Origin of the sequence: Mesorhizobium sp. UC74_2, from assembly GCF_042701485.1 — a bacterium.
In the GTDB taxonomy this organism is placed as follows: domain Bacteria; phylum Pseudomonadota; class Alphaproteobacteria; order Rhizobiales; family Rhizobiaceae; genus Mesorhizobium.
The window spans coordinates 2,523,974-2,547,501 of sequence record NZ_CP170562.1; the positions used below are offsets into that span (position 1 = coordinate 2,523,974).

Here is a 23,528-nt window from a genome sequence, read left to right on the forward strand (position 1 = left end):
GTGTCCACCGTGATCCCGAGAACCCAGCGCAGGCGCAGTTGCAACTAAATTGTCGTTGCTTGGATCTGGTCTGTTCGCAGTTTTAAGCGAAGAATCTGAGCAGAGTCTGCGAATGAGGCCCCTACTTATTGAGTCAATGGAAGACATGATGTCCTCCTTCTGTCGGGGCCAGGGCACGATGGCCGCCCTCAGCTGACAGCGCCCTTCCAAGAAGCTGCCAATGCGTGATGTGTACGCAATAACCGATGGCAGGTCCAATCACGTTGCGGGTAGCGGAGAACCCATGCATTTTGCGACGGCTTGTACATTCTGGGCGCCAATCGCCAATCCAGCCGCGAAGGTCCGCTCCGGTCTCGCAGACGAATTTCTGCTTTGCAGTATCGTTACGGTATGAGGCGTCCTGACACGATCGACAACGCATTTTCCGCAAGACCCGCTGACGGAAGAGGTGCATAGTGCCCCATCGGCGACAACTGACAACGGGCATCGTCGGCTGAGAGCGACATCAATGCTTCCGCCCAAAACCAGGAAGCTTGTCGCAATGTCCGCCTTCTCGACGAACGACAACATCCACTTTGAAGATTCGGTGCTCCTCGACCGAATCCACCATGACATTTGCCAGGAAAGAGGCTTCCGAAGCGGCAGCGCTATGTCGACCTTGGTCGCGAAAGCATTGATATTTCTGCTTTCGGACGGTGTATCCGAAGAAGCCGACCTACGCGGCGCAATGCAAATCTATCTAAACTACCTGAGCCGGAAGCGTTTTCTCAATTGAGAATTCGCAGCCGCCGCTTGAGCGTCTCGGAGCCCGGCGCGCCGTGAGGGGCGATCGGCGGATGCTGGCGTATGCGCAAAGAAAGCGGGCGAGCTGATGGAGAAACCCAGGCGATGAGGGCCAATGGTCCCAAAAACCTGAAGCGGCCGGCTGGATCTATCGTCGCCTGAAAGGAAAGATTCAGCCGACCACCGCGCCGGTGGGTCTAGCGCGGTTCTAACCGTAGCGGTTTCTGCAAGGGCGAAAAGAACTATAGGCGGTTGTCCCAAGCAACTTGGACCGATCTCGCGAAAGTGGCTGCGTCTGCGCTTCGCCTCGTTGTGAGGAGGCGTAAGTGATCACGGTGGCGTTACTGTAATATGACCCCGCCAATTGCCCGCCTGTCTCAACTGCCAAGGATTTTGAGCCAGCCGTGAAAAGAGAGATCTTCCTCTGCCACGGCTCCTGCCACCGGCCGCAAGCGTCGATTTAAGACGACGGCATTGCGGGCCTCGCGCGGGCTGTACCCGAATTCCTTGCTGAATGAGCGGCTGAAGTTGGCGGCAGAGGAGAACCCCACCGCTTCGGCGATGTCGATGATCCTTCGCGTGTCGGCGGGGTCGGCCAGGGCGACATGAGCTGCCTGCAACCTACGCCTCTGGATGTAGTGCAGGACGCCGCCGCTGGTCTCAAAAAGTTGGTAGAGACGTGTGCGCGAGACGCCGAGGCCGCGCGCCATGTGATCCGGCGAAAGATCCTCGGCTCCCAGATTGAGCCGCACGTAGCGGCGAGCCCGCTCCATGAACGCCAGATTGGCCGTGGCATCTGCCGATGCATCCCCCTCCCTTGAGGCATCGGAACAGTCAATTATCATGTCGCGCGTCCCGTTGACGACGCGGGGCAGGTCACATTCGGTTAGGCAGGGCAGACGCGCCTCGACGGCGTCGAGGTAAGCAATCAGCAGCATGGCGGCATTGCCCGACAGAACCGTGTTTTTCATGGCATCGATCGACGTGCTCGAAGGCGCGAACAGGTCGCGGGGCAGATAGAGGATAAGGCTCTCCGACGACGTCGCCCTGCCCCTGAACGGATTTCCGAGACACCCGAACTGAACTTTACCTGGCCGGTTCGCGGCCACGCGACCGTCAACCTCCGTCCAGCTCTGCCCGCTTCGCATGGTGGCGACCTGCCAATGATCGATGGAACTCGATCGCATCATGGCTCCCGTACGCTCGAATCCGTGAGCTGGTGTGTTCTGCCGCACAAACAGCATGTGTCCGAGATTCCATGCGACATGGTCTGCTGCGAATCCGTCGCTGGTCACCACTCCCTGTGGGAGCGAAACATCGAAAACTGCGGACATGTACGACTGCCAGGCACGGAATTGGTCCACCGGAGCCAAGCCGCGCGTCGAAAATGCCAATGGCTTCAATGCAGCAGGTGACGCAACCGGCGGGCCCTCTTCGGACACCGGATAACGTGGCCATCGTCGACGCTCGATGCGCAGCGGTTCTGTCAGCTTCTCGGCCATCTCTTCGCTTTCTCTGAGTTGGCGGCCGGACAGAGACAAAAGGCTCGTCGCAAGCGGCGTCTTCCGACCATGCGGCAAGAGTGGAAGCGCAGGCTTGACCACCAGCCGGCCGGTTTGGTCCGCTCGGGCACACCCGCCCAGTTTCCAGCTTCGATGAAATGGCGCTTCATGGCGTAATCGCTCTGAGCCGCCGCCTCGGCAAGCTTCGCAGCCCTGTGCGACGCCCGTCGACCTTTCGAGACATGTCGCCGGGTCCAGTTCCCCTTGCACGTTCTCGCCTGCTGTCGCGGCCATCGGTTAGAGAGGTGCCCGCCGGCTCGCACCCGGCTGACCCCGGCAGCAACCGTGGGGATCATTGCGACGGTGCATGCCCAACCAGCATGGTTTTCGAAGGCTGGTCGTCTTTCCTGCGACGGGGAGAAATCGGTTCGTCGCGTCATGCGAGGCCCCCTGATATCTGCCGGTCGATTTGCGGATGGCTTTCCCAGTCGCTAGCCGGCCATTGCTGGCACTGTTTTCAGTATCCCATTGCACCCATGCCGAGGTTACCGGCCGCCGGCGCGCCATCTTTCGCGGGAATGTCGGCGATCATCGCCTCTGCGGTGATCAGCAGGGCGGCGATAGAGCCGGCATCCTGCAGCGCGGTTCTGACGACCTTAGCCGGGTCGACGATGCCGGCCTTGATCATGTCGACATAGGTCTCGGTCTGAGCATCGAACCCATGGTTTTGGTCCTTGCTACCAGTCAGCTTACCCACCACGATCGAGCCTTCGACGCCGGCATTTTCTGCGATCTGGCGGACCGGAGCCTCGAGCGCCCTGAGCACGATCGCAATGCCGGCTGTCATGTCGGGATTGACGCCAGCAAGAGAGGCCAGAGCGGCCCTGGCACGCAGCAGGGCTATGCCGCCCCCCGGCACGATGCCTTCCTCGACCGCCGCGCGGGTTGCGTTGAGCGCATCGTCGATGCGATCCTTTTTCTCCTTGACCTCGGTTTCTGTCGCCCCTCCGACGCGGATCACCGCGACCCCGCCAGCGAGCTTCGCCAGCCGCTCCTGCAGTTTTTCCTTGTCGTACTCGGAGCTTGTCACCTCAATCTGGGCCTTGATCTGGCTGATACGAGCGGCGATGGCCGCCTTGTCGCCGGAGCCGTCGACGATTGTTGTTGTGTCCTTCTCGACCAGCACGCGCTTGGCGCGACCAAGCATGTCGAGCGTGACGTTTTCCAATGCGATGCCAATATCCTCGGAAATCAGTTGACCAGCGGTGAGTACCGCTATGTCCTCCAGCATGGCTTTTCGGCGATCGCCAAAGCCGGGAGCCTTGACGGCGGCCACCTTGAGGCCACCGCGCAGCTTGTTGACGACCAGCGTTGCAAGCGCCTCGCCCTCGATATCCTCAGAAATGATCAACAGCGGCCTGCCGCTCTGTACCACGGCTTCCAGGATCGGCAGCATGGCCTGGAGATTGCCCAGCTTCTTTTCGTGGATGAGAAGGTAAGGATCTTCCAGTTCGACGCGCATCTTCTCGGCATTGGTGACGAAGTACGGTGAGAGATAGCCGCGGTCGAACTGCATCCCCTCTACCACATCGAGCTCCGTCTCTGCAGTCTTGGCTTCCTCAACGGTGATGACGCCCTCGTTGCCGACCTTGTCCATCGCCAGGGCGATCATATCGCCGATGGCCGTGTCGCCATTGGCGGCGATGGTGGCGACCTGGGCCACCTCAGCAGAAGACTTCACCTTCTTGGCCCGTGCCCGAATATCCTTAACGACGGCCGCCACGCCAATATCGATGCCCCGCTTAAGGTCCATCGGGTTCATGCCGGCCGCGACCAGCTTGGCACCTTCGCGCAATATCGAAGCAGCGAGCACCGTTGCCGTTGTGGTGCCGTCACCTGCGAGATCATTGGTTTTGGAGGCGACCTCCCGCACCATTTGCGCACCCATGTTCTCGAACTTGTCAGATAGCTCGATCTCCCTGGCGACGGTGACGCCATCCTTGGTGATGCGCGGCGCGCCATAAGACGTGTCGATGACGACGTTGCGACCCTTCGGACCCAATGTCACCTTGACTGCATTGTTAAGCAATTCGACCCCGCGCAGCATACGGTCGCGCGCATCGGTCGAGAATTTGATTTCCTTGGCAGACATGACGTTAATCCAGTTCTGTCTTGAAAGAGGGGCCGGACGACCTGTGGTCAGGCGACTTTCCTGGCAGCGGTCCTATCGACGATCGCCATGATGTCACCTTCCCTCATGATCAGAAGAGCTTCGCCCTCGATGGTGACTTCTGTCCCGGACCACTTGCCGAACAGGATGAGATCACCCGTCTTGACGTCGAGGACAACCCGATTGCCAGCTTCATCGCGCGACCCAGGTCCAACGGCGAGTACCTCGCCTTGCTGCGGCTTTTCCTTGGCTGTGTCGGGGATGATTAGCCCGCCTTTGGATCTAAGATCACCCTCCGCCCGCCGGATGACGACGCGGTCGTGAAGTGGACGGAATTTCATCGGAGGTTCTTTCTGGGGTCTGCGCATAGGGCGACCCTTCGGACTTATAGCGCGTTTGGCACTTAAATGATAGGCTCTAATGTATTTCCGTAAAAATTTGAAAATCCTGAGATTAAACCCAGACTTTTTGAGCGCCTTCTTGCAAAGATAGGCAAATTTAAATTCCTGTTTGAATTATTTATTTTTTCAAAATATCCTTCTCTCATCAAAAATAAATTTCTCCTCTCCTTGCTTAACGGATGAGCAGGGTCCATATATGTATTTCGTTGATTTGGCCGACGTGGCTTTTCGGCGCCAGAGACCTACCACTCACAACCGAATTCTCGATAGCATGAACCGCCGATCCGGCGCGCATGTCGCTCTGTTCGAACTCTGGAATGAACCCCGTGCGCTGACGACGGATGCAGGGCAGCAAGGTTCCGGCTCGAATGGGAACGATGCAGAAGCACGCATGCGCGCTTCTGCGGAGAAATCAACCATGACAACGCGCACCACGCAGAAGATCGTCCAGTTCTCCAAACCCTTCATGCTGCCCGGCTTCGCCGCCGCGCTGCCATCCGGCGACTATCGCGTCGATCAGGATGAGGAGTTGTTGGAGTTATCCAGCCGCCTCGCCTGGAGGCGTGTCGGCACCTTTGTTCACTTGCCAGCCATCGGCATTGATGGCCAGACACATCAGATGGCGCCGATCAATCCTGCTGATCTCGATGCCGCACTCGAAAAGGATCACCAGCAGCCATGACCTCTACAACCTTGCTCGGACGCGCAACCCGTCCCGCGAGCCACGAGGCTTCCCCCCATCTTTTTCGGATTGGGCAGGTCGTTCGGATCAAGGGCGGTCCGCCGAGCGAAATCTACCACATCACCGGTACGCTGCCATCGCAGGGAAACTCACTCCAATATCGAATCCGCAACGACGACGAACGTCATGAGCGGGTAACGACGCAGGACAGCCTCGTGCCGGTCTACATGTCGCCGTCTAGCAACGACGCAACTCTCATGGAAAGAACATTCGGACATGGCTAAAGGTCAGAAACGAAGTAATCGCGAGATCAGGAAGCCGAAGCGGGAGAAGGATCCGCCCAAGTCTGAAAGCAGCTTCGGCAGTCAGAGCAAGGTCGGTGCGAATGCCATTGCCTCCCAGGGCAAAGGCAAACACTGAAGCGGAGGTCCTGCTGCGATGAGGGGAGCCATCTGCATGGAAAGTCGACCGAAATTGCGCACTGCTGCCGCGGACACTCGACATGACTAAACCGCCTGACGACATGGCGATCAACGATGCGAGCAGCGCTATTTAGGGCACATCGGCTCCAAAGCCGTCAACGACGGAAGACATGACCATGGACAAGGACGTCAGAGACAGTCAACGCAAAAGGCTAGCCGCCGCGATCAGCGTCTGGGAGAATGAGGGTGGTGCGACCGGCCATGATCCCATGCATTGTCAATATGGCCGCCGTATCGAAACTGATCGTTCCTGGACCGTATATCATGTGTTTACTGGCGTTCCCGCGCGCGCCGGTGGCGATGCCATGACCGGTCTGACGCGTTTGGATGCAACAAGCAGCATGCTCCGTCTCAATCTTCGCAATGACGAGCGCCTTAGAGAACGTATCGACCTCTCGCCCTTCACGGCAGCACCGAAATAGTGGAGCGCGGGAGCATGACACCGGCCTCCCCAACAGCAGCGGTCGCCTAGACGAATTGTACAACACCGTCGCTTCACCGGGCATGACAGTATGTTCCAGATGGGTCGAGGTGAATGCGCTCACCGAACGGGATGCCGCCAGACGCGAGACAGGTGCGCTGAAAGCGAATTGCCCTGCGGTTTCCGACCATTGCGCCGGTGCACTTATGATGTCGCGCGAAGAGTATGCCAACAACCGCGGCGTTTCCTACACACCGCCACCGATTTCCGCTTTGCGGATTGCAGCCGACCGGGCGCTGGAAAAAGGGATGTTTCCTTGAAGATTCACCTGTTTATGGCGTTGCTGATCACAGCCATGGGATTTGTCATTCCTGCGCTGGCCCTCGATAGCGCGCAAAGTTTTGTCAACAAAGCCGTTGATGGGAGCATGTTCGAAGTGGGATCAAGCAGGCTCGCCGAAGGCAGGATGCGGGCTGCGGCCGTCAAGGATTTCGCCAAGAGCATGATCGCCGATCACGGCTCCTCCAACGCCAACCTCGCGGCAATCGCCAGCAGGCAGAAGCTTACCGTTCCGAAGAAACTAGATCTCAAGCACAAAACTGATATCGAATTGCTCCAGAACGGCAAGGCGCCCGTCGACAATGCCTACATCCAGATGCAGCTCCACGCCCACATCAATGCGGTGGAGCTATTCGAGAGCTACGCGAGGGATGGTGACAATGCCGAGTTGAAGGCATTTGCACAGCGAACGCTGCCGACGTTGAAGATACACCAAGAAACTATCGAGAAGATTGCCGGTGCAAACAGCTCCATCGAAAATCAGGCAAAAGAGCGCTTTTCGGAAGCTCAACGCTGATCCACAGACGACTAAAAGCATATGACCTGACTGAGTCAGCAAGAATGCCAAGAACACTGGCGTGGCGTCGGAAAGTGGTTCATGCGAACTCAAGCTTCTGTCGCCGCTGCAACTTTTTTCCTACCCGACGTTGCCGAACGCGATCGCCGGATGCTTCTCAGCCTTTTTGGTTTCGAGTAACGCGGCTTTTCTTCGGACAACGCTGACACGACGCAATCCACGAGACTGAACGCGACGAAGTCGGCTTCCAGCTGTTCGGCAAGCTGTTTCTCATCCAACGGCCTTTCGCTCCCAGGCGATGTCCACAGGACGAGACCGATGCGCGCATGAGGAGCCAGTCGCCTGAGGCGACGGACTGCGAACCTGGAGTATTTCATGGACTCTGGGTTCAGAAAACCGAGTACGATGGAATGGCGGCCCTCCACCGAAAGATTGCGTATCCTGGCCGGAACGACGTCGCGGTGGCTGGCCGCCTCGCAATCGGCCCCTTCGACTGAAACGGTCTGCGCCAACATAATGGCTGCAACGTCGTCCAGTTCGCCATGTCCCCCGATGCATAGAACCGATTTGCCAGAACCGTCCGGAAGATCGACATCAAATTTGTCTTCCTCTTCCTCGCCGCTACGGCCTACTGTCCTGGTGTCCTTGCCGTCGTCCTCGTGATCTTGCCCGGCCTCATCTTCCTCTTCTGCTGCGATCTCGTTGAGATTTGTGACGAGATGGCGCGCATTTTCGGCTAGATTCACTGACTGGCTCTTTGTCAGCGCTCCGCGGGCCCGATCCTGCTCGCCGAGCAACAGCGCCGGTATGCCGACGGCACCGTAATACTCGATCAGGTATTTCTCCTCGAGCATTTCTTCGGCGTTGTCTGTGGCCTCATCGAGATCGTCCGCCAGCAGACGCTGATAGAGGCGTTCATGAGGATCAAGCACCGGCTCATCGCCAAGCAGGATCTGAAGGAACTCGAACTGAGGCACGTGCCGGCCCAGCACGACGAGACACACCGTCAGCGGTGTTGAAAGCACCAATCCTATCGGGCCCCATAGCCATGCCCAGAATACCGCCGCAACGATGATCGCAAGGGGCGATAGTCCGGTGCGGGAGCCGTACAACCAGGGCTCGATGACATTGTTGCTCAGGAGTTCAAGCAGGATGAACAATCCGGCCGTCCAGATCAGCAGTGACCAGCCGGGAGCCACCGCGAACGCCAGGAACAAGGGAATGACTGCCGCAATAACCGGCCCGATGTAAGGAACGAAGCGGAAAACGATCGCCAGCATGCCCCACAACAAGGCGTTGGGAATGCCGAGAAGCCACAGGCCTGCCGCCAGTGGCACGCCATAGGTGATGTTCACCACCAGCTGCATCAGAAGGTATTTGCCGACGCGGCTGCCTGCGTCCTGCAAAGCCTGCGTGGTTCGGTGAAGATCGCTGTAGCCGACAAGGCGAATGAAGCGATCACGCAACTCCTCGCGCTCGAGCAGCATGAAGATCACGATGACGATCACGAGGCCCGTTGTGGCCAAGGGACCGACCAATGGTTCAATGATGTTCTGTAGCGTCTCGATGGGTCGCTGTGGTGAGAATATCTGAACCAGCAATGGCTTCTGGTCACCTTGGACACGCGGGTTCGCAGGAGATGTGGTAGAGGCCGATTCATTGATCTCGGTGTTTACGCGCTCGAACATGCGCCCGAGGCGGCTGACGACACCGTCTTCGGAACCGGTCTCCTTCAGGATCCGGATCTTCTCCACAATGTTCGATTGGTAGGTCGGGATATCCTGCGCGACCTGACTGACCTGGGTGACGAGAATCAAACTGAAGATCGACATGACCGCGAAGGCGAACGCAACCGCTCCCATCACGGCCGCCAGGCGCGGGAACTTCATCCTCCTGAGGAAGGTCACGATCGGAGCCAGTGCGAATGTCAGCAGGACCGCGATCGCGAGGGGCAGCAGGAGTTCCTTGGCCTCATACAGAACGACAATCGCGGCGATCATCATCGCGGCAGTCGCCAGCCGAGCTGTCAGGAAGGAGGAAGATATCATGGTCAAGCTTCAATGATACGATGTTGGTCATTCCTAACACGGATCGGAGAATTGGCTGCAGCCGTTCGATTGAAGTACCCCATCACGGCGGCAAGTCCGGTCCCGGAGCTCGGCATGCGCCTCCCTCTTCGAAGGGATGAATTCGTTTGAACCAAGTGCCGGATCGTTCGTTGCAGCAAACCGGATATTTTCAGTGTTGCCCACAACCGAGAACGTTCGATGAAGCGTTTCGCGCAATCCGTTTCCATCTTTGTCGATCTTGGATTTCCGCGCGAGGTGGAATCCGTCGACCAAGCCTTCGAGATCCTCAACGCCCCATAAGCGGGTATCCTCGCTCCAAGGGCGCTGGAACTGGCCGCTGCAAACGCCGCCGACGAATGGCTGCTCGGCTCGCCACTTGCTTGATCAGCGCAATCGTTGGCCCGTCTCTTTTGCCATCATCACGCCGCGGCTCGAGCAGACCGCTTGGAGATATCCTCCTCACGATGGCGCCGGCGGGCTTACTTACAATACGCTCTGACCCTAAACTCGTACAAAATGTCAGGCGAAGATCAGGTGTGCATCAACTTGTGGCTTCCGATCAACGCCTTAGGAAAATCCGCTTGGCCGCGTTGGTGATTGCGCGAATTCTGGAGATCACGACAGCCGCGCTGGTTATGTCATCGTTACTGAGCGCCGAGGCGGATTGTCCGAGGGCTTCGCGATAAACGTCGATTTCCGCTCCAGCGAGTCGCGCCATCGCTGACTCCCAAGTCGCAGCGTCACCACTTCGGTCTTCGTCATCGATCTCTCGCATGGCCATGAGCCACTGCTCTTCATGCCTGTTCATCGGCCGTCCTTCTTCGGACCAAATCTCCGCGGCACGTCTGACGATGCGCGCATCTCGCCTGTTGCGTTCTTGTGTCATGGCCTTGTCTGTCTCGAGGCGCCATAGGCCACGTGGGAACAGAGAAGCTTTCGCTTTCAAGCGGCAACTCCGTCCAACAGGGCCCGGCTACATCAGCTCATAAAGAATAAGATAGGAGGCAACTACAAATAAGACCGTACATGCGAGCACCTCCTGAAGTTATTGCATGGATCTAAGATTTGGTCGGATAGAATCTCTTTCTCACCGCACGGCACGCCGTGAAGCTGTTACGCATCTGTATGCAATTGGGCAGTTGGTTCGGGTGAGGAGCAGCTTCGACACATTTCCTAAAACTGATGACATCTATCACGTCACAGGCACACTTCCTCTTCAAGGGGACTCGCCCCAGTATCGCATTCGCAAGGAAAACGAGGTCATGAGCGAATGACCGCGCAAGCCCATCTCGAACCGATGCGCATGTCGCTCGACAGCGGCACTCTCATCGAAAGGAGTTTGGATCACGGCGAGGAAGCAACGACGGGGCAATCGCGGCATCAGAAAGCCAAAGCAAGGGCAAGCGCACGGCTTAAAAATCCTTTGACCCACTCGGCAACCGGCCATCGGCACAATATGTCCTGCGCGGCAAGGACACGACCTGACGGTAGGGTTACAGCAAACTTAGGGGGCGCGCCAAGGAATAGTGGAGATGAGCCACATACCAATAGTCCGGATCACACGGCACGCGGATAGAAGCGGATCGGACATGGACATCACCAGGTGGTTACCGGCGCGTGCATATCAGCACCGCCGCGCCGGTGCCTCGAATTCATTCTGGTAAGGAGTTTGATCGCAGGAAAAGTATGCTCGCGACAGCCAATATTTGGTTGCGCCGTACACAAATCCACACAACCGCCGATTCATATGAGCACTCGCTCTTCTCAACTGAAAGTCGTATCGTGAGCCAGGTGCCGGTAGCCTGCCAGCGCTCAGGGCGGTGCATCACCATCACCCTTCGCTTCGGCCGACAATGAATTGCTGCATTTGGTAAAAGCAAAATTTCTTACGCAGTTCCCCGGGCTGACGGATTTATTCGTTGGCAATACGGTCCGGCTCGGTGTGTCTCAACGCATGTCGGGCCGGTTTTTAGTGCAAAACCCAGCCCGAGCTGGGTAACATTTGCGTTGTTGCACCAATCAAAACCCGCAGCGCGACGCGCCGACAGCTAAATGCTCACATGTCCTCATTTAAGGGCCTGCGCAACGTCCAAGATAGCAGTCCGAGCCAAGGCCGTCTGCTGAACGCCCGCGTCCGAGGCTGCTGGAACGCTCTGATCAGCGTTGATGTCACGACACAGGCGATTGTCTCGACTCTCGCCAAGTCTCAAAAGACTACACTGCCTTTAAAACAGGAGGACAGAGGAATCCACGCTCATGCCTGCGGCCTTGACAGCGACCAAGAAAGCAGATCGCGCACCTTCCATGCTCGCCTTGCCAGCCCCTGCCCTGGCGCATCTGTCTATCGCTTCGACCCAGCGCAGACTGTCGTTGGTCGCCCAGTTTTCGAAAAGAAAATCCGTCGCCTCAGATACACTCGAGACGATATAAAACTTTGAATGCACGCCAACATAGATGACAATCGCCGCTCGAAAGGAATGATCTTTCATGAAAATACTGTACGATCGGGCGACCAAATCGAAAAGCCATGTCCGTCACTATTTTGCTGTTCCTGCCCGTCGTAAAATAATCCTCGCTACTTTCACCGTTAGGCCGTAAGAGCGGGAATGGAAAATCCAAAATTTGAAAGTGCAGTCACCGTCCGTATCGATCCTGCGGGCGGCAGCAAAAGCCTTGCGGACGTCTCAGCCTGCACAAGTTTCCTGCTCCGGGAGTGGCCTGGCAAACGGGGTGACAAGCATCGAGCAGCGCTACAGGCCTGCTCTGATGCGAGCGAGGGCAAGAGATCTGTGGAAGGTGCGAGGCGCGCATTCATCCTCGCAGCGCGAGAAGCTGGTATCTTGGTCAATTTATGAAACGACAACCTCTCCGCTTTGCTTGCTCAATATCACGGCCCATCATGCTTTGATAAAGTGCGGAAATATCGCTCCAGCGATAGATGCTTCCTGACTGCACCGGGATGCGGCAATGGTGTCTATAGCGGGCATGCATCGTCTTGACCGCAAAAGATCAGCGCAGCCGACAAGTGCTCGAACTGGACTATAGTCGGAGCGGGAACCAAACAGACCCTTGTTGTCGCAAAACGAAAGTTCAGCCGCCTCCTTTAAGTCGATCACTGGATGCTCCGCTGTACGACGACGGTCTTGGTAGGACACTCACGGCGCGCATCGGACCGCGACAATCGCCGGGCTGGCGGCTATCTGGATAAGGCGGAGTTGTTACGAACTCTCTCGTCGCCGGCTCCAGCCACAGTTTTTGTAAGTGATCGGTTTTGGATTCGTACAGACTTGCGCCGAATTGAGCGCATGATGAACAGGGCAGCGCCGACTGTGAGCGAAAATTATGCTTCCTCCCCAGGGAGAAAGCATTGGCCGAGCCCCCCATCATCGGCCTGTCCTATGCAAACGACGTCACGCTTCTCGCAAGCATCTACAATGCCATCTTGCTCCAGTTGAGCTGGCGAGGGCGACGACAGACTTGCTTTTTCATGGGGTGTTTGATCAAGCGGATCTCGAGGAACGGCCACGAAAAGCCCATGCCCTTCATCCAATGGCATGGAACAACGTCGCACCTGGAACCGATCCTAGCAGGAAAAGCGCATAAGGCATTTCCCATTTGGAATCAGCCTGCCTTGCGAAAGGATTTGGACACTGGGACGATCGAGGTGCCGATTTCCTTTTCGAGAAGACAGGCGCGTAGCGTGGCCATCACCAAAGCTATCGCCGTACAGGCGTGGTCCGCGACGACGGGCACAAGACGAGTGGGATTGTCCTCAACCACATACGCACGCCGGCTGCCTGCATACGGATGAAGTCCCCACTGCCATCCAGGAAGCAGTTGCCCCGTCAGGGCAACAGCTGCGTGGAGTGACCCAGTGTAGGCTGGAGGAACGCGGTACGGAGTGTGAATGACCTCTCCGGTTTTCCTGTGCCTGAACTGACTGACCCACAGCTGCTCCCAGTCTGAAAAATACTTTTCGATTACCAAATCCAATTGCGGACTGGGGCCTTTAAGCCGCTCGCAGGCCGAGATCAGGGTGGCCAAACTGGTCATGCGCATCTTCTTAGATGGCCATGTCGATGACGGGAACATTCGGGGCGGCCATGAGCGGGAGCCGGCACTTCTAATCACCCCTCACCTCCCGGCCTACCAATTGATGCTGCCAAAAAAGATGTAGCCTAGATAACCACCAACACCGAACACCATGATCACAGCCAGGATTGCCAGCATCTGATCCCCGAGGCGCACTGCTTTTGTCATCGCTGGAGCATCCTTTTTAAATCCAGTCCATCGCAGTGCCCGGCACATCAAGCTAAGCAAGCTGCTGTCCATTGGCACCCGTGAGTATCGACTGGTGAGCTACCTCTTTGTCCGCGTGGAGTCCGCGATGCGAAAATTCCTGCTTTCGATGTCGATGATTGCGCCGCAGTTCCTGCATTCCAGCTGAGTATGCGTTTTCACCCAGCCAATGTTTTTCTTCGTCTCGTGACGACAGTCCGGGCAAAACACGCCAATTTCGTTGTTGTCCAACGATTGGTCAGTCACGACTGGGGTCTCTTGATCGGCAGCCGCGTTTAAAATTTTCGAAGCAAACGGCAAGGTCCAGACCATGGCGCGCAAAGGCTGCGCCGTCGCCGGTAAAGAAGGTGAAAAGCATGAAACCTTTCTCGGCAAGGCAAATTCAGCCCGCCTTCACGATAAGATCCACCATGCTCCCAATTATTCCGCGAGTCTATTTAAAAATACTATTTTAAGCCATTTCCTTAAACTTGGAAAATTTCACGGCGAAATCATTTTTATCATAACCAAAAAATCTAAACGTATTAAAGAACAGAATTTATGGGCAGATAGTATCCAACGCTAACGCGAACGGCCTGCAAAATCATGGGAAGTAAGAACATAGAGAGGCCGGCGATTGCGAGAATAGATAATGCGCGCGACCTTCTCAATTGAAGCCCGCGCTTGATCGAAAGCCGCAAGACACACCGCTTCCGATGGCGTTCTTGCGGCGGTCAAACCGGTTGATTTCGGGAGCGCCGCCGCCTCGATCAGGAATGGCACCTGCATCATACCGTCATAGCCGGAAAAGCGTATCGCGCTACGCATCTCATCAAAGCTGCGGCTCTGGTTTGGAAATTCGAGCGTCATGGGCGAATAGCCCTGGCCTGGCCGTCTCGCCAAATTTCAGTCCATCGCGCCTTCTGCGAAGATCTTCGTTGCGCCCGTTCAGGAACATCATGAGGTCGGTTGCGCCTGGCAGGCTGAGACCGCTAGTCGAGTGACCGCAGATACGAGCGGGAGAACCGCTGAAAACATGGTAGACGGTCCAGGACCCATTCATTTCCACGCGGCGGCCGTAGTGATGATCCATCGAGCCGGGATAGAGCGCCTCGCTTTCGTCGCTCCACGCTTTCATGGCAAGGGATGTACGTATGGCTGTGGTGACATGTTCATTCATGTTTGATCTTTCTTCGATAGGCGCGACAGTGTCGGTGTCCGCCTTCGGCGGGGCATGGACACACATCAATCATAAGAGCTGCATGCATGATACGGGCTGCATCGCCTGCCCAACGCAGGCTATGAGAGGCCAACAAAAAGAGTGCAGTAGGATATGAATACGACCGCGGCAGTGAACGTCACCATGGTCAAAAAGTAGCCGTGACGAAGGACCGACTGGGTGTGGATCGAAATATTGGTTCTCATGGCAATTATCCGTTCAAATTTAAACATTAGGTGCAGGATTGACGCCCTTTGAGAGGGCTGCTGCGTTGCCGGGATAGGCCGCAGTCCGCTGCGCGATCGTTGCACCAAGCCAGACGGATTCGACGCAGTGACCCGCTAAATCAGCCGATGACGGTTCTTTGTCTCTAACGCGCGGCGCACCGTGCCGACTGCATCGCCATCACTGCGGCGGTGAAATTTTGAACGAGGGCGAACGATGGTCGGTAAATTGCGGAGCGCGTCCGAATGATCCCCGCTTGCGCTCCGCAAGCCCTGCCATAGCCAGGAGAGACCATTTTTGCTCATCGACTGGATAGATGAGATGTACGTTGCTGGAGCGTCGATGGGAGCCTCGTCGATGGAAGACATGAGGTCCTCCTTTTTGTTGGGGCTAGGGCACGATGGCCGCCCTCAATCGGCAGCGCCCTTGAGATGGCCGCCGACAAATCCACCCTATACGATCAGACCGGCGAAAGCGAGGAAAATCGCACAGGAGCGAGATGTATCTCGAAGAGATCTTGAAAATCTTTCCAAATTTTTTCGGCTACTGACAGCAATATGACAACCCAGGCGATCGTGTCTTATTTTAATATTCTCACATCTGCCTTGCAAACTTATCGTTTCTAGTCTAAATCATAATTATCGAACTTGCCTGTTTAGTTTGCTTTTTCGCTTCCGAGCGCCGAAACGATCTTCCTCTCAATTTCGAAAGACTGAGGCTCTTGGCATAATGCTGAGCGGCTATTTCTATGGCAATCGAAAGGAATATCTCGATGGCATCCGGTACGGTGAAATTTTTTAATTCCGCCAAAGGCTTCGGATTCATCCAGTTGGATGATGGCACCAATGATGTGTTTGTCCATGTGACGGCTGTAGAGCGCGCAGGCATGCGCGGCTTGGCCGAGGGGCAGAAACTGAGCTTTGAGGTGGTCGCCGACCGCAAGACGGGCAAAAGCTCAGCCGAAAATCTACAGGCGATCTAAAACCCAGAACAGTCGTTTCTGACCTTTGACCACGGATGTACTGGCATCGGCTATCGAGATGACTTTGAGGAAGGTCGGGCTTGCCCGGCCTTTTTTCGTTGACCGGAAACTGATCATGAAAACCGGAAACTGATCATGAAAAACGTGCCTGACGGCATTTTCAAACCCAAGCCAAATTCCTCCGAGCTCAAGAGTGACCTGACCAGCATGGCTGCAAGGGAAATCCTCGAAGGTGAGAAAGCAGTGCGCGTGGCAATGACTGAACGTCTGCGTCAGGCAAGGCTTGCGCAAGAGACAATCGGTGCTGCGAACAAGCCGGCGAAACTGCCAACGACCGCCCGAAAACGCCTGATGGCGCGCGCTTGAACTGGCTGGATTGGAGGTACTTTGCTTCCTATGAGAGCAAGTTCAGTTCAGAAAAGCATGTTCGAATTGGGGCCGGGTTCGCTGCGGCTTTGCAACAAGGCGACGATCGTTTCAGGTCGACCAGATGACGGTGAACACCGGCCTGCTCACCTATCACCACAGCCGGAGAGGCGAGCGAGTGTCCGGACCGGTCGATCCGGCGGCAAAGCAGGTCGCGTTTTCAGCAGGAGGGTCTATGGTGCAGGTTCACGGCTCGCTACTCTGGCAGCCGCAATGTCCGTTGCTCGCAACGGATCAGCAGGGAGATGTGGTGCAGGTAGTCGTACGCGACAACAATGTGGAACAAGCACTAAGGGTGCTGAAAAAGAAGATGCAGCGCGAAGGTGTCTTTCGCGAGATGAAAGCCAGAAGAGCATACGAGAAACCATCTGAAAGAAAGATCCGCCAGAGGGCTGAAGCAGTCAGGAGATCGCATAAGCTTGCCAGAAAGCGAGCCCAGAAAGAAGGGCTTCTGCCTCCCTCGAAAACAAAGGCTCCGCTGGGTCGGAAGCCCTCACCCGGTGCCGAACGAACCGGCGAAGGCTGGGCAAAGCCTTAGGAGTTCTTGCATTTAGCGTTCTCGCACGTGGTACCAATCTATCCTGACGACCTTGAACGGCACCGTCACAAGATCGAGGCGAAGGATGACTGCTTCATCGCATCGACGTCGTCAGGCTGGCGCGAAGTGTCGGCTCACATGTTTTCGGAAGTTGGTCCTCGTCAAGTCGCGCTTAAGGGCATTTTTTCCAGACGTAGGCACCGTATTGCATCACGAGGATGCTGCCGGCCAAAACACTTCTCAGTGGTGTCGCATGCGCAGTAAAAACGAACGCCGCGATCGATTGGCCATGCAAGACAGCCTGCAAGCAGTCGTTCCACCATGCTGCGCGAATGAAACGAGCCTAGCTAGAAGGATATTTACCCACGCCAAATGATAGAAACGCGACGATGCGAGCACCGTACTGAAGAAGTTCCTGTCACTGAGACTTTCTTTGCGAGCCTCGCATGCGCCAAGCTGGCATGCGGGAATGGCCGATAAATTGTGAAGAGCTGCGTTGCGAAGCAGCGCGCGCGTCAAGTCGGGAACAGTTCAGATGGGATCAATCCGGCCGGATGGATGGCTAGGTGTGGGAATGCTTCAAGTGTGGATTTTGAACCCGTGGCGTCTCACTGTGAAAGGCCCGCAATGACCAACATCTTCACGCTGCATGCCGAAAAGCGCTGGAAAGCCGTCATAGAGTATCGCACCGAAGACGGCGCCAGGAGCATCGAACACTATTTCGAAGAAATATCCGACCTCCATCTCATCGTCGAGCACGGCCCTGACTGGAATTTTCTGATCCGGTGCACGGTTACCCTCAACCGTCCAGATAACGGGGAAGAACAAAACAGTGTGGCCAAGGCCCGCCGCGACGATCGCTCCTACTAGATTCTTGCATGAACTGCGCCCGTTGGCGATCCTTTCTTTGCCATCGCGTTTGATCCTGTGATGGACGCAGGAGTTGCTTGACTGCAGCCTCGGATCCGTATCACGCATCCAAACAGGAAAACAGCATGACCGCTACCCCAAGCATTGTCGAATTGAAGCCCAGGATCACCGTGATCGGTGTTGGCGGCGGCGGAAACGCCGTCAACAACATGACTGCCCAGCAACTCGCGGGCGTGGATTTCGTCGCAGCAAACAACGACGTTCCGGCGCTTTCCATGGTCCAACTGGGAGATGTGACGGAAGGTCTTGGGGCCGGCTCCATACCGCAGGTCGGCTATGCTTCAGCCGAAGAAACACTAACCGAGATCATGGACCATCTGACGGACTCGCATATGTGTTTCGTGACGGCGGGGATGGCAGACGGAACAGGAACTGGCGCCGGTCCGGTCATTGCGCAGGCTGCACGGAAGCGTGGCATCCTGACGGTCGCGGTGGTAACGAAGCCGTTCGCCTTCGAGGGTAGCCGGCTAAAATGCAGTCTGCCCAGGAAGGCATCGAGCCGCTACGCCAATGTGCAGACACGATCATTGTGATCCCCGATCAGAATTTGTTTCGGGTCGCGGATGACGCTTTCATCCTGGCCGACCGCCTCCTCTACACAGGCGTGGGCTGCGTCACGGACCTCATCGTCAAGGAAAGGCTGATCAATCTCGACTTCGCTGATGTGTGTGCGGTAATGCGCGGCAAGGGCCGAGCCATGATGGGAACAGGGCAATCCATGAGAGAAGGTCGAGCGAAGGCAGCGGCCGATGGGGCAAATGCAACCCCGCTTTTCGACGAGACAAAGATGGGTGGCGCCAAAGCCGTCTTGGTGTCTATTTCAGGCGGACCGGACATGCCGCTGTTCGAGGTCGACGAGGCAGCCACACGCATCCGCGAGGAGGTAGGCGGTGATGCAGACATCGTCGTGGGGGCCATCTATGATCCGGTCTTGAAGGGAATGTTCAGGGTCTGTGTCGTCGCAACCGGTCTTCAGAGCCTCATCGTGCCCAGTTCGAGCAGAGATTGGTCTAAGGGAAGCTGACGATGCCATCCGAACCCCGTTCACCCCGCCTGGCTGTTCTGATCGACGCCGACAACGCCTCTGCCAAGATCGCCGATGGGCTGTTTGAAGAAATCGCCAAGATTGGCGAAGCCAGTGTGCGCCGCATTTACGGCGATTTTTCCGGCTCACGCTCGAAGGCCTGGGCCGACGTGCTCTCGCGGCATGCCATCGTGCCCCACCAACAGTTCGCCTATACGACCGGTAAGAACGCCTCAGATATAACGCTGGTCATCGACGCCATGGATCTTCTCCATAGCGGCCGTTTCGATGGCTTTTGCCTGGTCTCTTCCGACAGTGATTTCACCCGGCTCGCCGCCCGCATCCGCGAGCAGGGCATCGACGTGTTCGGCTTTGGCGAGCAAAAGACACCCGAGAGTTTTCGGCAGGCCTGCCGCCGGTTTGTTTACACCGAGAATTTGTTGCCGTCTGCACCTGGAAATGAGCCTGAGACTGTTGCAAGCACAAAGCCGCTGCTGCCCTCGTCCGCAGCCGTGCCCATCATTCGCAAGGTCATTGCGCAGATGGAAAGCGAGGACGGCTGGGTTCCGTTAGGCGCTGTCGGCACGAGGCTCGCCAATCTAGCCTCCGACTTCGATCCCCGCACTTTCGGCTTTCGCAAGCTGAGCGATCTGGTGCGCAAGACCAATGCCTTCGAGATCGATCACCCCGAGGGAGGAACCTTGCGCATCAGGATCAAGCTGGAGGCGCCGGTGCAATCGCGGCGCAAGAGATGACAAATCGTCATCCAGGACCGGAACAATGGGCGCAGGAAAGATTCCAGAACCAAGATCACGGTCACAACCATTGGCGGGGGCATCAGTCGCCCCTTGGACAGCGCGCAGGCCGCTTCCTTTCTATATTCTGGTTGGGATTGAAGGCGGGGTTCGGTCCTCACATCGCCCGTCCACTTGTCGCAACGCTGGTAAGCAGGCACGACAGTGACCGGGCCTCCCCGCGCGCCATGATTGCAGCTTCGGTTGGTCGGCTATCGGATTCTCGTTCCGGTTCAATCAACTCGATCGACAAATATGCATGCTAAACATTCTCTGCGTTGGCGTATCCCAGCCGGCGATTGGAAAGTCAGAAATGTCTCCCATCTCACTTCCGGTCACGTTTCCAAGCTAGAGCCAGCCACCAGTGAAGCAGGCTGAGCGCAACCCATCGATGATGTAGGGACATGTTCGCAGCAAGCGCCAAATGAGTTCTGAGCGATAGTTCTCGAACATAATCACGATTGGGCCTTGGTTGATTCCGACGTGATCCGTTGAGCGCCAACCGCCGCCATCGCTGTTGCGGAATGTCGCATTGAACGTCGCGCCCGCGCTGCAGGACCGGTCATGCGCCGGCTCGAGCGCGTGGAAGTGCCTAACGGTTGGCAGGACAATCTCGGGAGCGAACGGTAGCGAGGCAAAAGCCGCCCATGGAGAAACGGTCCCATCGTCCGGACCAAACGGCACGCCCCGCGCTCGGTAGGCAAAGAACCGCCGCCCTGCCGAGTCGACTGTGTCCAACCGCCTGCCCGGACCGTCGCTCGCCGTCAGACCCCAGTTGTTATGATCGTAGCCTTTGAAACCGCGTGGATTGCGAATTGCGTACTCGCGCTGGACAAGGGTCGCGCGGCGGCTGTTTTCGAAATAATCGATCCCTCTCTCGCGCATGACCACATCTCGAATGCCGCGAAAGTCGATCCACAAATGCGAGAACTGATGGATGAACAAAGGGCCAGCATACAGAAATTCCTGTCCATAGAGCCGCTTCCAGCGGTACCCTGACAGCCAGCCGGCGTAGCTTTCAGGGCCGACGCGATGCGTAGGCGATCCGAGCGCCAGCACATAGAGGAGCAATGCTTCGTCGTAACCGACCCAATGATAGGGCAGAAACCCTCGGCCGGGCTTCCAGCCATGGCAGATAAGAGGGCCGCCATTGAGAGCCCAGCGCCAATCGACACGGCGATACAGATTGTCAGCAAGGCCGCGTATTTCCAGTTCGCCCTCAAAATCCAGATGGAAATAGCGAGCGGATAGGAGGACGCCTGCCATGAGCAATGCCGTGTCGATCGTGGAAAGCTCGGAATTCCACGTGCGCTGCCCGGTTTTCATATCGAGGAAATGATAGAAGAAACCCTTATAGCCGCTTGCAAACCGTTCAGGGCCCTGGTGGCTGCTCCAGAGGAAACGCAGGGTCATCAACGTTCGTCTGCAGGCCTCCTCGCGGCTCATCCATCCCTGCTCCGCGGCCACTATGTAAGCAGCCAATCCCATGCCAGTAGCGGCTATGCTTGCGGGAAAGCCAGGGCGGTCCCTGTCGGCGACCAAGCCGGTTACGGGATTTGCCTGAAGCAGGAAATAATCAAGTGCCCGGCGCTGGAACGCATCCAGCATCGTCGCGTCGCAGACCATAGGTGAACCGATATCCGAACCTTTCAGTGCGACGAATGAGCTAGGTATCCTGACGGCTGGCAGCATTCTTCCTGCTTGCCGGCCCCGTAAAGCCCCTCTCCCGCGCCCAAACGACTGCAGCGGTTCGGCTGTGGACACCCGTCTTGTTGTAGATGCGGGCCGCATGATTGCGCACGGTGTTGCGCGTCAGGTTGAGCGTCTTGACGATTTCGGCGTCGCTCAGACCCTGGCACATGAGCCCCAGAACGTCCTTTTCGCGGTCTGTCAGCACCGACAGTCCCGCAGACGCCTTGTTCGATTTGCCTGGATGTCTCAGGCTGGCAAGCTTTTCGATGACAGTGTGGCTGAACCATGACGTGTCCTGCATGACCGCTTCGATAGCCGCGATCAACTCGACTTCGGATCGCTTGCGCTCGGTGATGTCCTGAAGCACGATCAGTACACATTCCTGCGCGTGGATCGAAACAGTTCCAGCGGAGAGGAGAACATCGAGGATTTCCTCACGCTTCGTACGAAATTGCATTTCCATGTCACGGAAATCGCCGGTTTTTTCGACCTCGCGTTCCAATTCGCGGCGCGCCGCGCTGCTGACCCAAATCGGCAGTTCCATTGCCGTTCGGCCAATGGCTTCCTCCTCGCCATAACCCAGCGCTGATATGAAGGCATCATTGACGTCAACTATCCGACAATCCTTGCGCGCAACGAGAAGAGTCGGGATCGGCGCCAGACGAAAGGAGCGCGCGAAACGTTCTTCACTTTGCCGCAACGCCTCTTCCGCCTTCCTGCGCGACTCCATGTCCATGAAAGTGAAAAGCATACAGGGCTCATCGCCGATTTCGATCGGTTGTCCCGCCACGATCGCCAGCTTCGTGCCCCCGTCGGGCAATCGAAGGTTGGCTTCAGTCTGCGGAATGGTCTTGCCTTCCCGCAATGAGGTGATTGCCTCGCTCTTGTTGGACGCAGCCTCCAGCACGTCTATCTCATAGGTTGTGCGGCCGAGCACCTGCGGAGCGGCATAGCCCGTCATTTCCAGGAAACCCTGATTGACCTTCACGTAGCGCAGGTCGGACAGTCGGCAGATGATCGCGGGAGCCGGGTTGGCATTGAAGGTTCGTTCAAAGCGTTCTTCGGCCGTGAAACGTTCCGTCACGTCCTGGATGACAAGCGCGAAGGATTCCGCTTTGCCATTTCTGTCGGTCAGCGCAATTCCGCGCAGTTGCTGAACGCACCGCCAGGAGCTTTCCGCCTTCGCCGAAACCTTGGTTACCTCAACCGTGATGTCGTCAAACGTTTCCCCCGAAAGCAGACGATCAATCGGATACTGATCGGGCGTGAGCATATGGTTATTGCGGTACCTGAGCACGAAACGCTTGCGATAGTCCGCGGCGCTGGCACCAATATCGGAAAGCTCAGTAGCATCGTGCAGGGCCAGTGCCTGCTGGTTTGCCCAGACGATGCCCTCAGCAGGATCGATCAGCACGATGCCCTCGCCAAGCCCTGCTATGATTTCCTGCAGCTGCCGCCGTTCGGCCTGCTCTTTGAAGATGGTTTCATCGGGAACATCGGACTTCATGAGCCGACCTTATCGCGCATGCGGCTTGAAGAACATGGCCGACCGACAGGGCCGGCCGGCCATGCACCTTGCGAAAAGCATCCCCGGAAGTGGACAAATCGGGCAATGCTTCACGCCTCAGAGCCAGATCAGTTCTTCCAGCTGCCTTCATAAGTGAAGGCGGGTGCTGCCTTGAGCTGCTCCGCCGTGGTATTCATCCGTGCCTGCCATTTCGGCGTCGTAGCCATTGTCAGCGAAGCCGGATCGACAACGACATAGTGTTCGCCGATACCGATGAAGCCGCCGACTGAAACCACAAATCCTCCAACACCCTTTTCAGCCAAGAGAACGATGTCCTTGATCTCGCCTACGGTCTCGCCACCCGCATTGAGGACACTGAGGCCAACGAGATTGGAGGAAAGCACGCTGGTGTCGGTCACCGACACGAAACGCGGCTCGGTGGCGGGCGTGACCGTCGCGGTCTGAGCAAAAGCGGGGATGCTCGTGGCTGCCAGCAGAAGCGCTCCCAAAAGTGCATGTTTCATCTGATATTCCTTATCGGATCCGG

At 56.9% G+C, this 23,528-nt stretch carries 24 protein-coding genes and 1 pseudogene; 13 read left to right on the plus strand and 12 right to left on the minus strand.

Going from position 1 to position 23,528, the window contains the following annotated elements; genetic code table 11:
* Positions 1-541: 541 nt before the first annotated feature.
* Positions 542-775: a hypothetical protein gene (locus ACFJIU_RS12140; RefSeq protein WP_379071649.1), complete on the plus strand. Its 234-nt coding sequence runs from the start codon at positions 542-544 to the stop codon at positions 773-775.
* A 385-nt stretch (positions 776-1,160) separates the two neighbouring features.
* Here the strand turns inward: ACFJIU_RS12140 and ACFJIU_RS12145 are convergent, their stop codons facing one another.
* The 3 genes from ACFJIU_RS12145 to groES all read right to left on the minus strand — a co-directional run bounded on the left by ACFJIU_RS12145 (position 1,161) and on the right by groES (position 4,796).
* Complete coding sequence (locus ACFJIU_RS12145) at positions 1,161-2,285, minus strand: helix-turn-helix transcriptional regulator (RefSeq protein ID WP_379071652.1); 1,125 nt, start codon at positions 2,283-2,285, stop codon at positions 1,161-1,163.
* A gap of 517 nt (positions 2,286-2,802) precedes the next feature.
* A complete protein-coding gene (gene groL / locus ACFJIU_RS12150; RefSeq protein ID WP_379071654.1) occupies positions 2,803-4,437 on the minus strand; it encodes a chaperonin GroEL in 1,635 nt (544 codons plus the stop codon).
* A 47-nt stretch (positions 4,438-4,484) separates the two neighbouring features.
* Positions 4,485-4,796, minus strand: a complete 312-nt coding sequence (gene groES, locus ACFJIU_RS12155) for a co-chaperone GroES (RefSeq protein WP_379071657.1) — start codon at positions 4,794-4,796, stop codon at positions 4,485-4,487.
* A 478-nt stretch (positions 4,797-5,274) separates the two neighbouring features.
* Between groES and ACFJIU_RS12160 the strand changes: the two genes are divergently transcribed.
* The 4 genes from ACFJIU_RS12160 (at position 5,275) to ACFJIU_RS12175 (ending at position 7,297) form a co-directional block, all read left to right on the plus strand.
* Positions 5,275-5,538: a hypothetical protein gene (locus ACFJIU_RS12160; RefSeq protein ID WP_379073063.1), complete on the plus strand. Its 264-nt coding sequence runs from the start codon at positions 5,275-5,277 to the stop codon at positions 5,536-5,538.
* Positions 5,535-5,822, plus strand: a complete 288-nt coding sequence (locus tag ACFJIU_RS12165; protein WP_379071660.1) for a hypothetical protein — start codon at positions 5,535-5,537, stop codon at positions 5,820-5,822. Before ACFJIU_RS12160 ends, ACFJIU_RS12165 begins: the two co-directional genes overlap by 4 nt.
* A 314-nt stretch (positions 5,823-6,136) precedes the next feature.
* On the plus strand, positions 6,137-6,442 hold the full coding sequence (locus ACFJIU_RS12170) for a hypothetical protein (protein WP_379071663.1): 306 nt from the start codon (positions 6,137-6,139) through the stop codon (positions 6,440-6,442).
* A gap of 315 nt (positions 6,443-6,757) precedes the next feature.
* Positions 6,758-7,297 (plus strand): DUF4142 domain-containing protein, encoded by a 540-nt coding sequence (locus tag ACFJIU_RS12175; RefSeq protein ID WP_379071665.1) that lies wholly within the window; start codon positions 6,758-6,760, stop codon positions 7,295-7,297.
* Between the two features lie 89 nt (positions 7,298-7,386).
* Here the strand turns inward: ACFJIU_RS12175 and ACFJIU_RS12180 are convergent, their stop codons facing one another.
* From ACFJIU_RS12180 to ACFJIU_RS12190, 3 genes are all read right to left on the minus strand, one after another.
* Entirely contained in the window at positions 7,387-9,300 is a 1,914-nt protein-coding gene (locus tag ACFJIU_RS12180; RefSeq protein WP_379071668.1) for an AI-2E family transporter, read from the minus strand.
* 625 nt (positions 9,301-9,925) lie between these two features.
* Entirely contained in the window at positions 9,926-10,252 is a 327-nt protein-coding gene (locus tag ACFJIU_RS12185; RefSeq protein WP_379071670.1) for a DUF2934 domain-containing protein, read from the minus strand.
* Between the two features lie 1,339 nt (positions 10,253-11,591).
* Positions 11,592-11,855 (minus strand): DUF982 domain-containing protein, encoded by a 264-nt coding sequence (locus tag ACFJIU_RS12190; RefSeq protein ID WP_379071673.1) that lies wholly within the window; start codon positions 11,853-11,855, stop codon positions 11,592-11,594.
* A 117-nt stretch (positions 11,856-11,972) separates the two neighbouring features.
* Here ACFJIU_RS12190 and ACFJIU_RS12195 point away from each other — a divergent pair, with 117 nt between their 5' ends.
* Positions 11,973-12,221, plus strand: coding sequence for a DUF982 domain-containing protein (locus ACFJIU_RS12195; RefSeq protein ID WP_379071676.1), 249 nt, complete (start codon positions 11,973-11,975; stop codon positions 12,219-12,221).
* 766 nt (positions 12,222-12,987) lie between these two features.
* On the opposite strand, the gene ACFJIU_RS12200 is transcribed toward ACFJIU_RS12195, so the two are convergent.
* Positions 12,988-13,419, minus strand: coding sequence for a hypothetical protein (locus ACFJIU_RS12200; RefSeq protein ID WP_379071679.1), 432 nt, complete (start codon positions 13,417-13,419; stop codon positions 12,988-12,990).
* Between the two features lie 556 nt (positions 13,420-13,975).
* Between ACFJIU_RS12200 and ACFJIU_RS12205 the strand changes: the two genes are divergently transcribed.
* Positions 13,976-14,230, plus strand: coding sequence for a hypothetical protein (locus ACFJIU_RS12205; protein ID WP_379071682.1), 255 nt, complete (start codon positions 13,976-13,978; stop codon positions 14,228-14,230).
* On the opposite strand, the gene ACFJIU_RS12210 is transcribed toward ACFJIU_RS12205, so the two are convergent.
* Together ACFJIU_RS12210 and ACFJIU_RS12215 are read right to left on the minus strand one after the other, a co-directional pair.
* On the minus strand, positions 14,227-14,514 hold the full coding sequence (locus tag ACFJIU_RS12210) for a DUF1488 domain-containing protein (RefSeq protein WP_379071685.1): 288 nt from the start codon (positions 14,512-14,514) through the stop codon (positions 14,227-14,229). The two genes, ACFJIU_RS12205 and ACFJIU_RS12210, sit on opposite strands and share 4 nt — an antisense overlap.
* Before the next feature lie 690 nt (positions 14,515-15,204).
* The gene (locus ACFJIU_RS12215; RefSeq protein WP_379071688.1) at positions 15,205-15,456 is read right to left on the minus strand and encodes a hypothetical protein; all 252 of its coding nucleotides are present in this window, start codon (positions 15,454-15,456) and stop codon (positions 15,205-15,207) included.
* Positions 15,457-15,860: 404 nt separating this feature from the next.
* Between ACFJIU_RS12215 and ACFJIU_RS12220 the strand changes: the two genes are divergently transcribed.
* The 6 genes and pseudogenes from ACFJIU_RS12220 (at position 15,861) to ACFJIU_RS12245 (ending at position 19,743) form a co-directional block, all read left to right on the plus strand.
* Entirely contained in the window at positions 15,861-16,070 is a 210-nt protein-coding gene (locus ACFJIU_RS12220; protein WP_379071691.1) for a cold-shock protein, read from the plus strand.
* Positions 16,071-16,205: 135 nt separating this feature from the next.
* The gene (locus tag ACFJIU_RS12225; protein ID WP_379071694.1) at positions 16,206-16,436 is read left to right on the plus strand and encodes a hypothetical protein; all 231 of its coding nucleotides are present in this window, start codon (positions 16,206-16,208) and stop codon (positions 16,434-16,436) included.
* A gap of 310 nt (positions 16,437-16,746) precedes the next feature.
* Positions 16,747-17,034, plus strand: a complete 288-nt coding sequence (rpsU, locus tag ACFJIU_RS12230; protein WP_379073064.1) for a 30S ribosomal protein S21 — start codon at positions 16,747-16,749, stop codon at positions 17,032-17,034.
* A gap of 627 nt (positions 17,035-17,661) precedes the next feature.
* Entirely contained in the window at positions 17,662-17,904 is a 243-nt protein-coding gene (locus ACFJIU_RS12235; protein WP_379071697.1) for a hypothetical protein, read from the plus strand.
* Between the two features lie 125 nt (positions 17,905-18,029).
* Positions 18,030-18,988 (plus strand): annotated as a pseudogene (gene ftsZ / locus ACFJIU_RS12240) (cell division protein FtsZ).
* Between the two features lie 2 nt (positions 18,989-18,990).
* Positions 18,991-19,743, plus strand: coding sequence for an NYN domain-containing protein (locus tag ACFJIU_RS12245; protein WP_379071699.1), 753 nt, complete (start codon positions 18,991-18,993; stop codon positions 19,741-19,743).
* Positions 19,744-20,130: 387 nt separating this feature from the next.
* Here the strand turns inward: ACFJIU_RS12245 and ACFJIU_RS12250 are convergent, their stop codons facing one another.
* The 3 genes from ACFJIU_RS12250 to ACFJIU_RS12260 form a co-directional block, all read right to left on the minus strand.
* Positions 20,131-21,474 carry a glucoamylase family protein gene (locus tag ACFJIU_RS12250; protein ID WP_379071702.1) on the minus strand — a complete coding sequence of 448 codons (1,344 nt, stop codon included), beginning with the start codon at positions 21,472-21,474 and terminating at the stop codon, positions 20,131-20,133.
* On the minus strand, positions 21,449-22,888 hold the full coding sequence (locus ACFJIU_RS12255) for a helix-turn-helix transcriptional regulator (protein WP_379071705.1): 1,440 nt from the start codon (positions 22,886-22,888) through the stop codon (positions 21,449-21,451). The genes ACFJIU_RS12250 and ACFJIU_RS12255 overlap by 26 nt, the downstream gene beginning before the upstream one ends.
* Positions 22,889-23,109: 221 nt before the next feature.
* Complete coding sequence (locus ACFJIU_RS12260; RefSeq protein ID WP_379071708.1) at positions 23,110-23,505, minus strand: PRC-barrel domain-containing protein; 396 nt, start codon at positions 23,503-23,505, stop codon at positions 23,110-23,112.
* Positions 23,506-23,528: the final 23 nt, after the last annotated feature.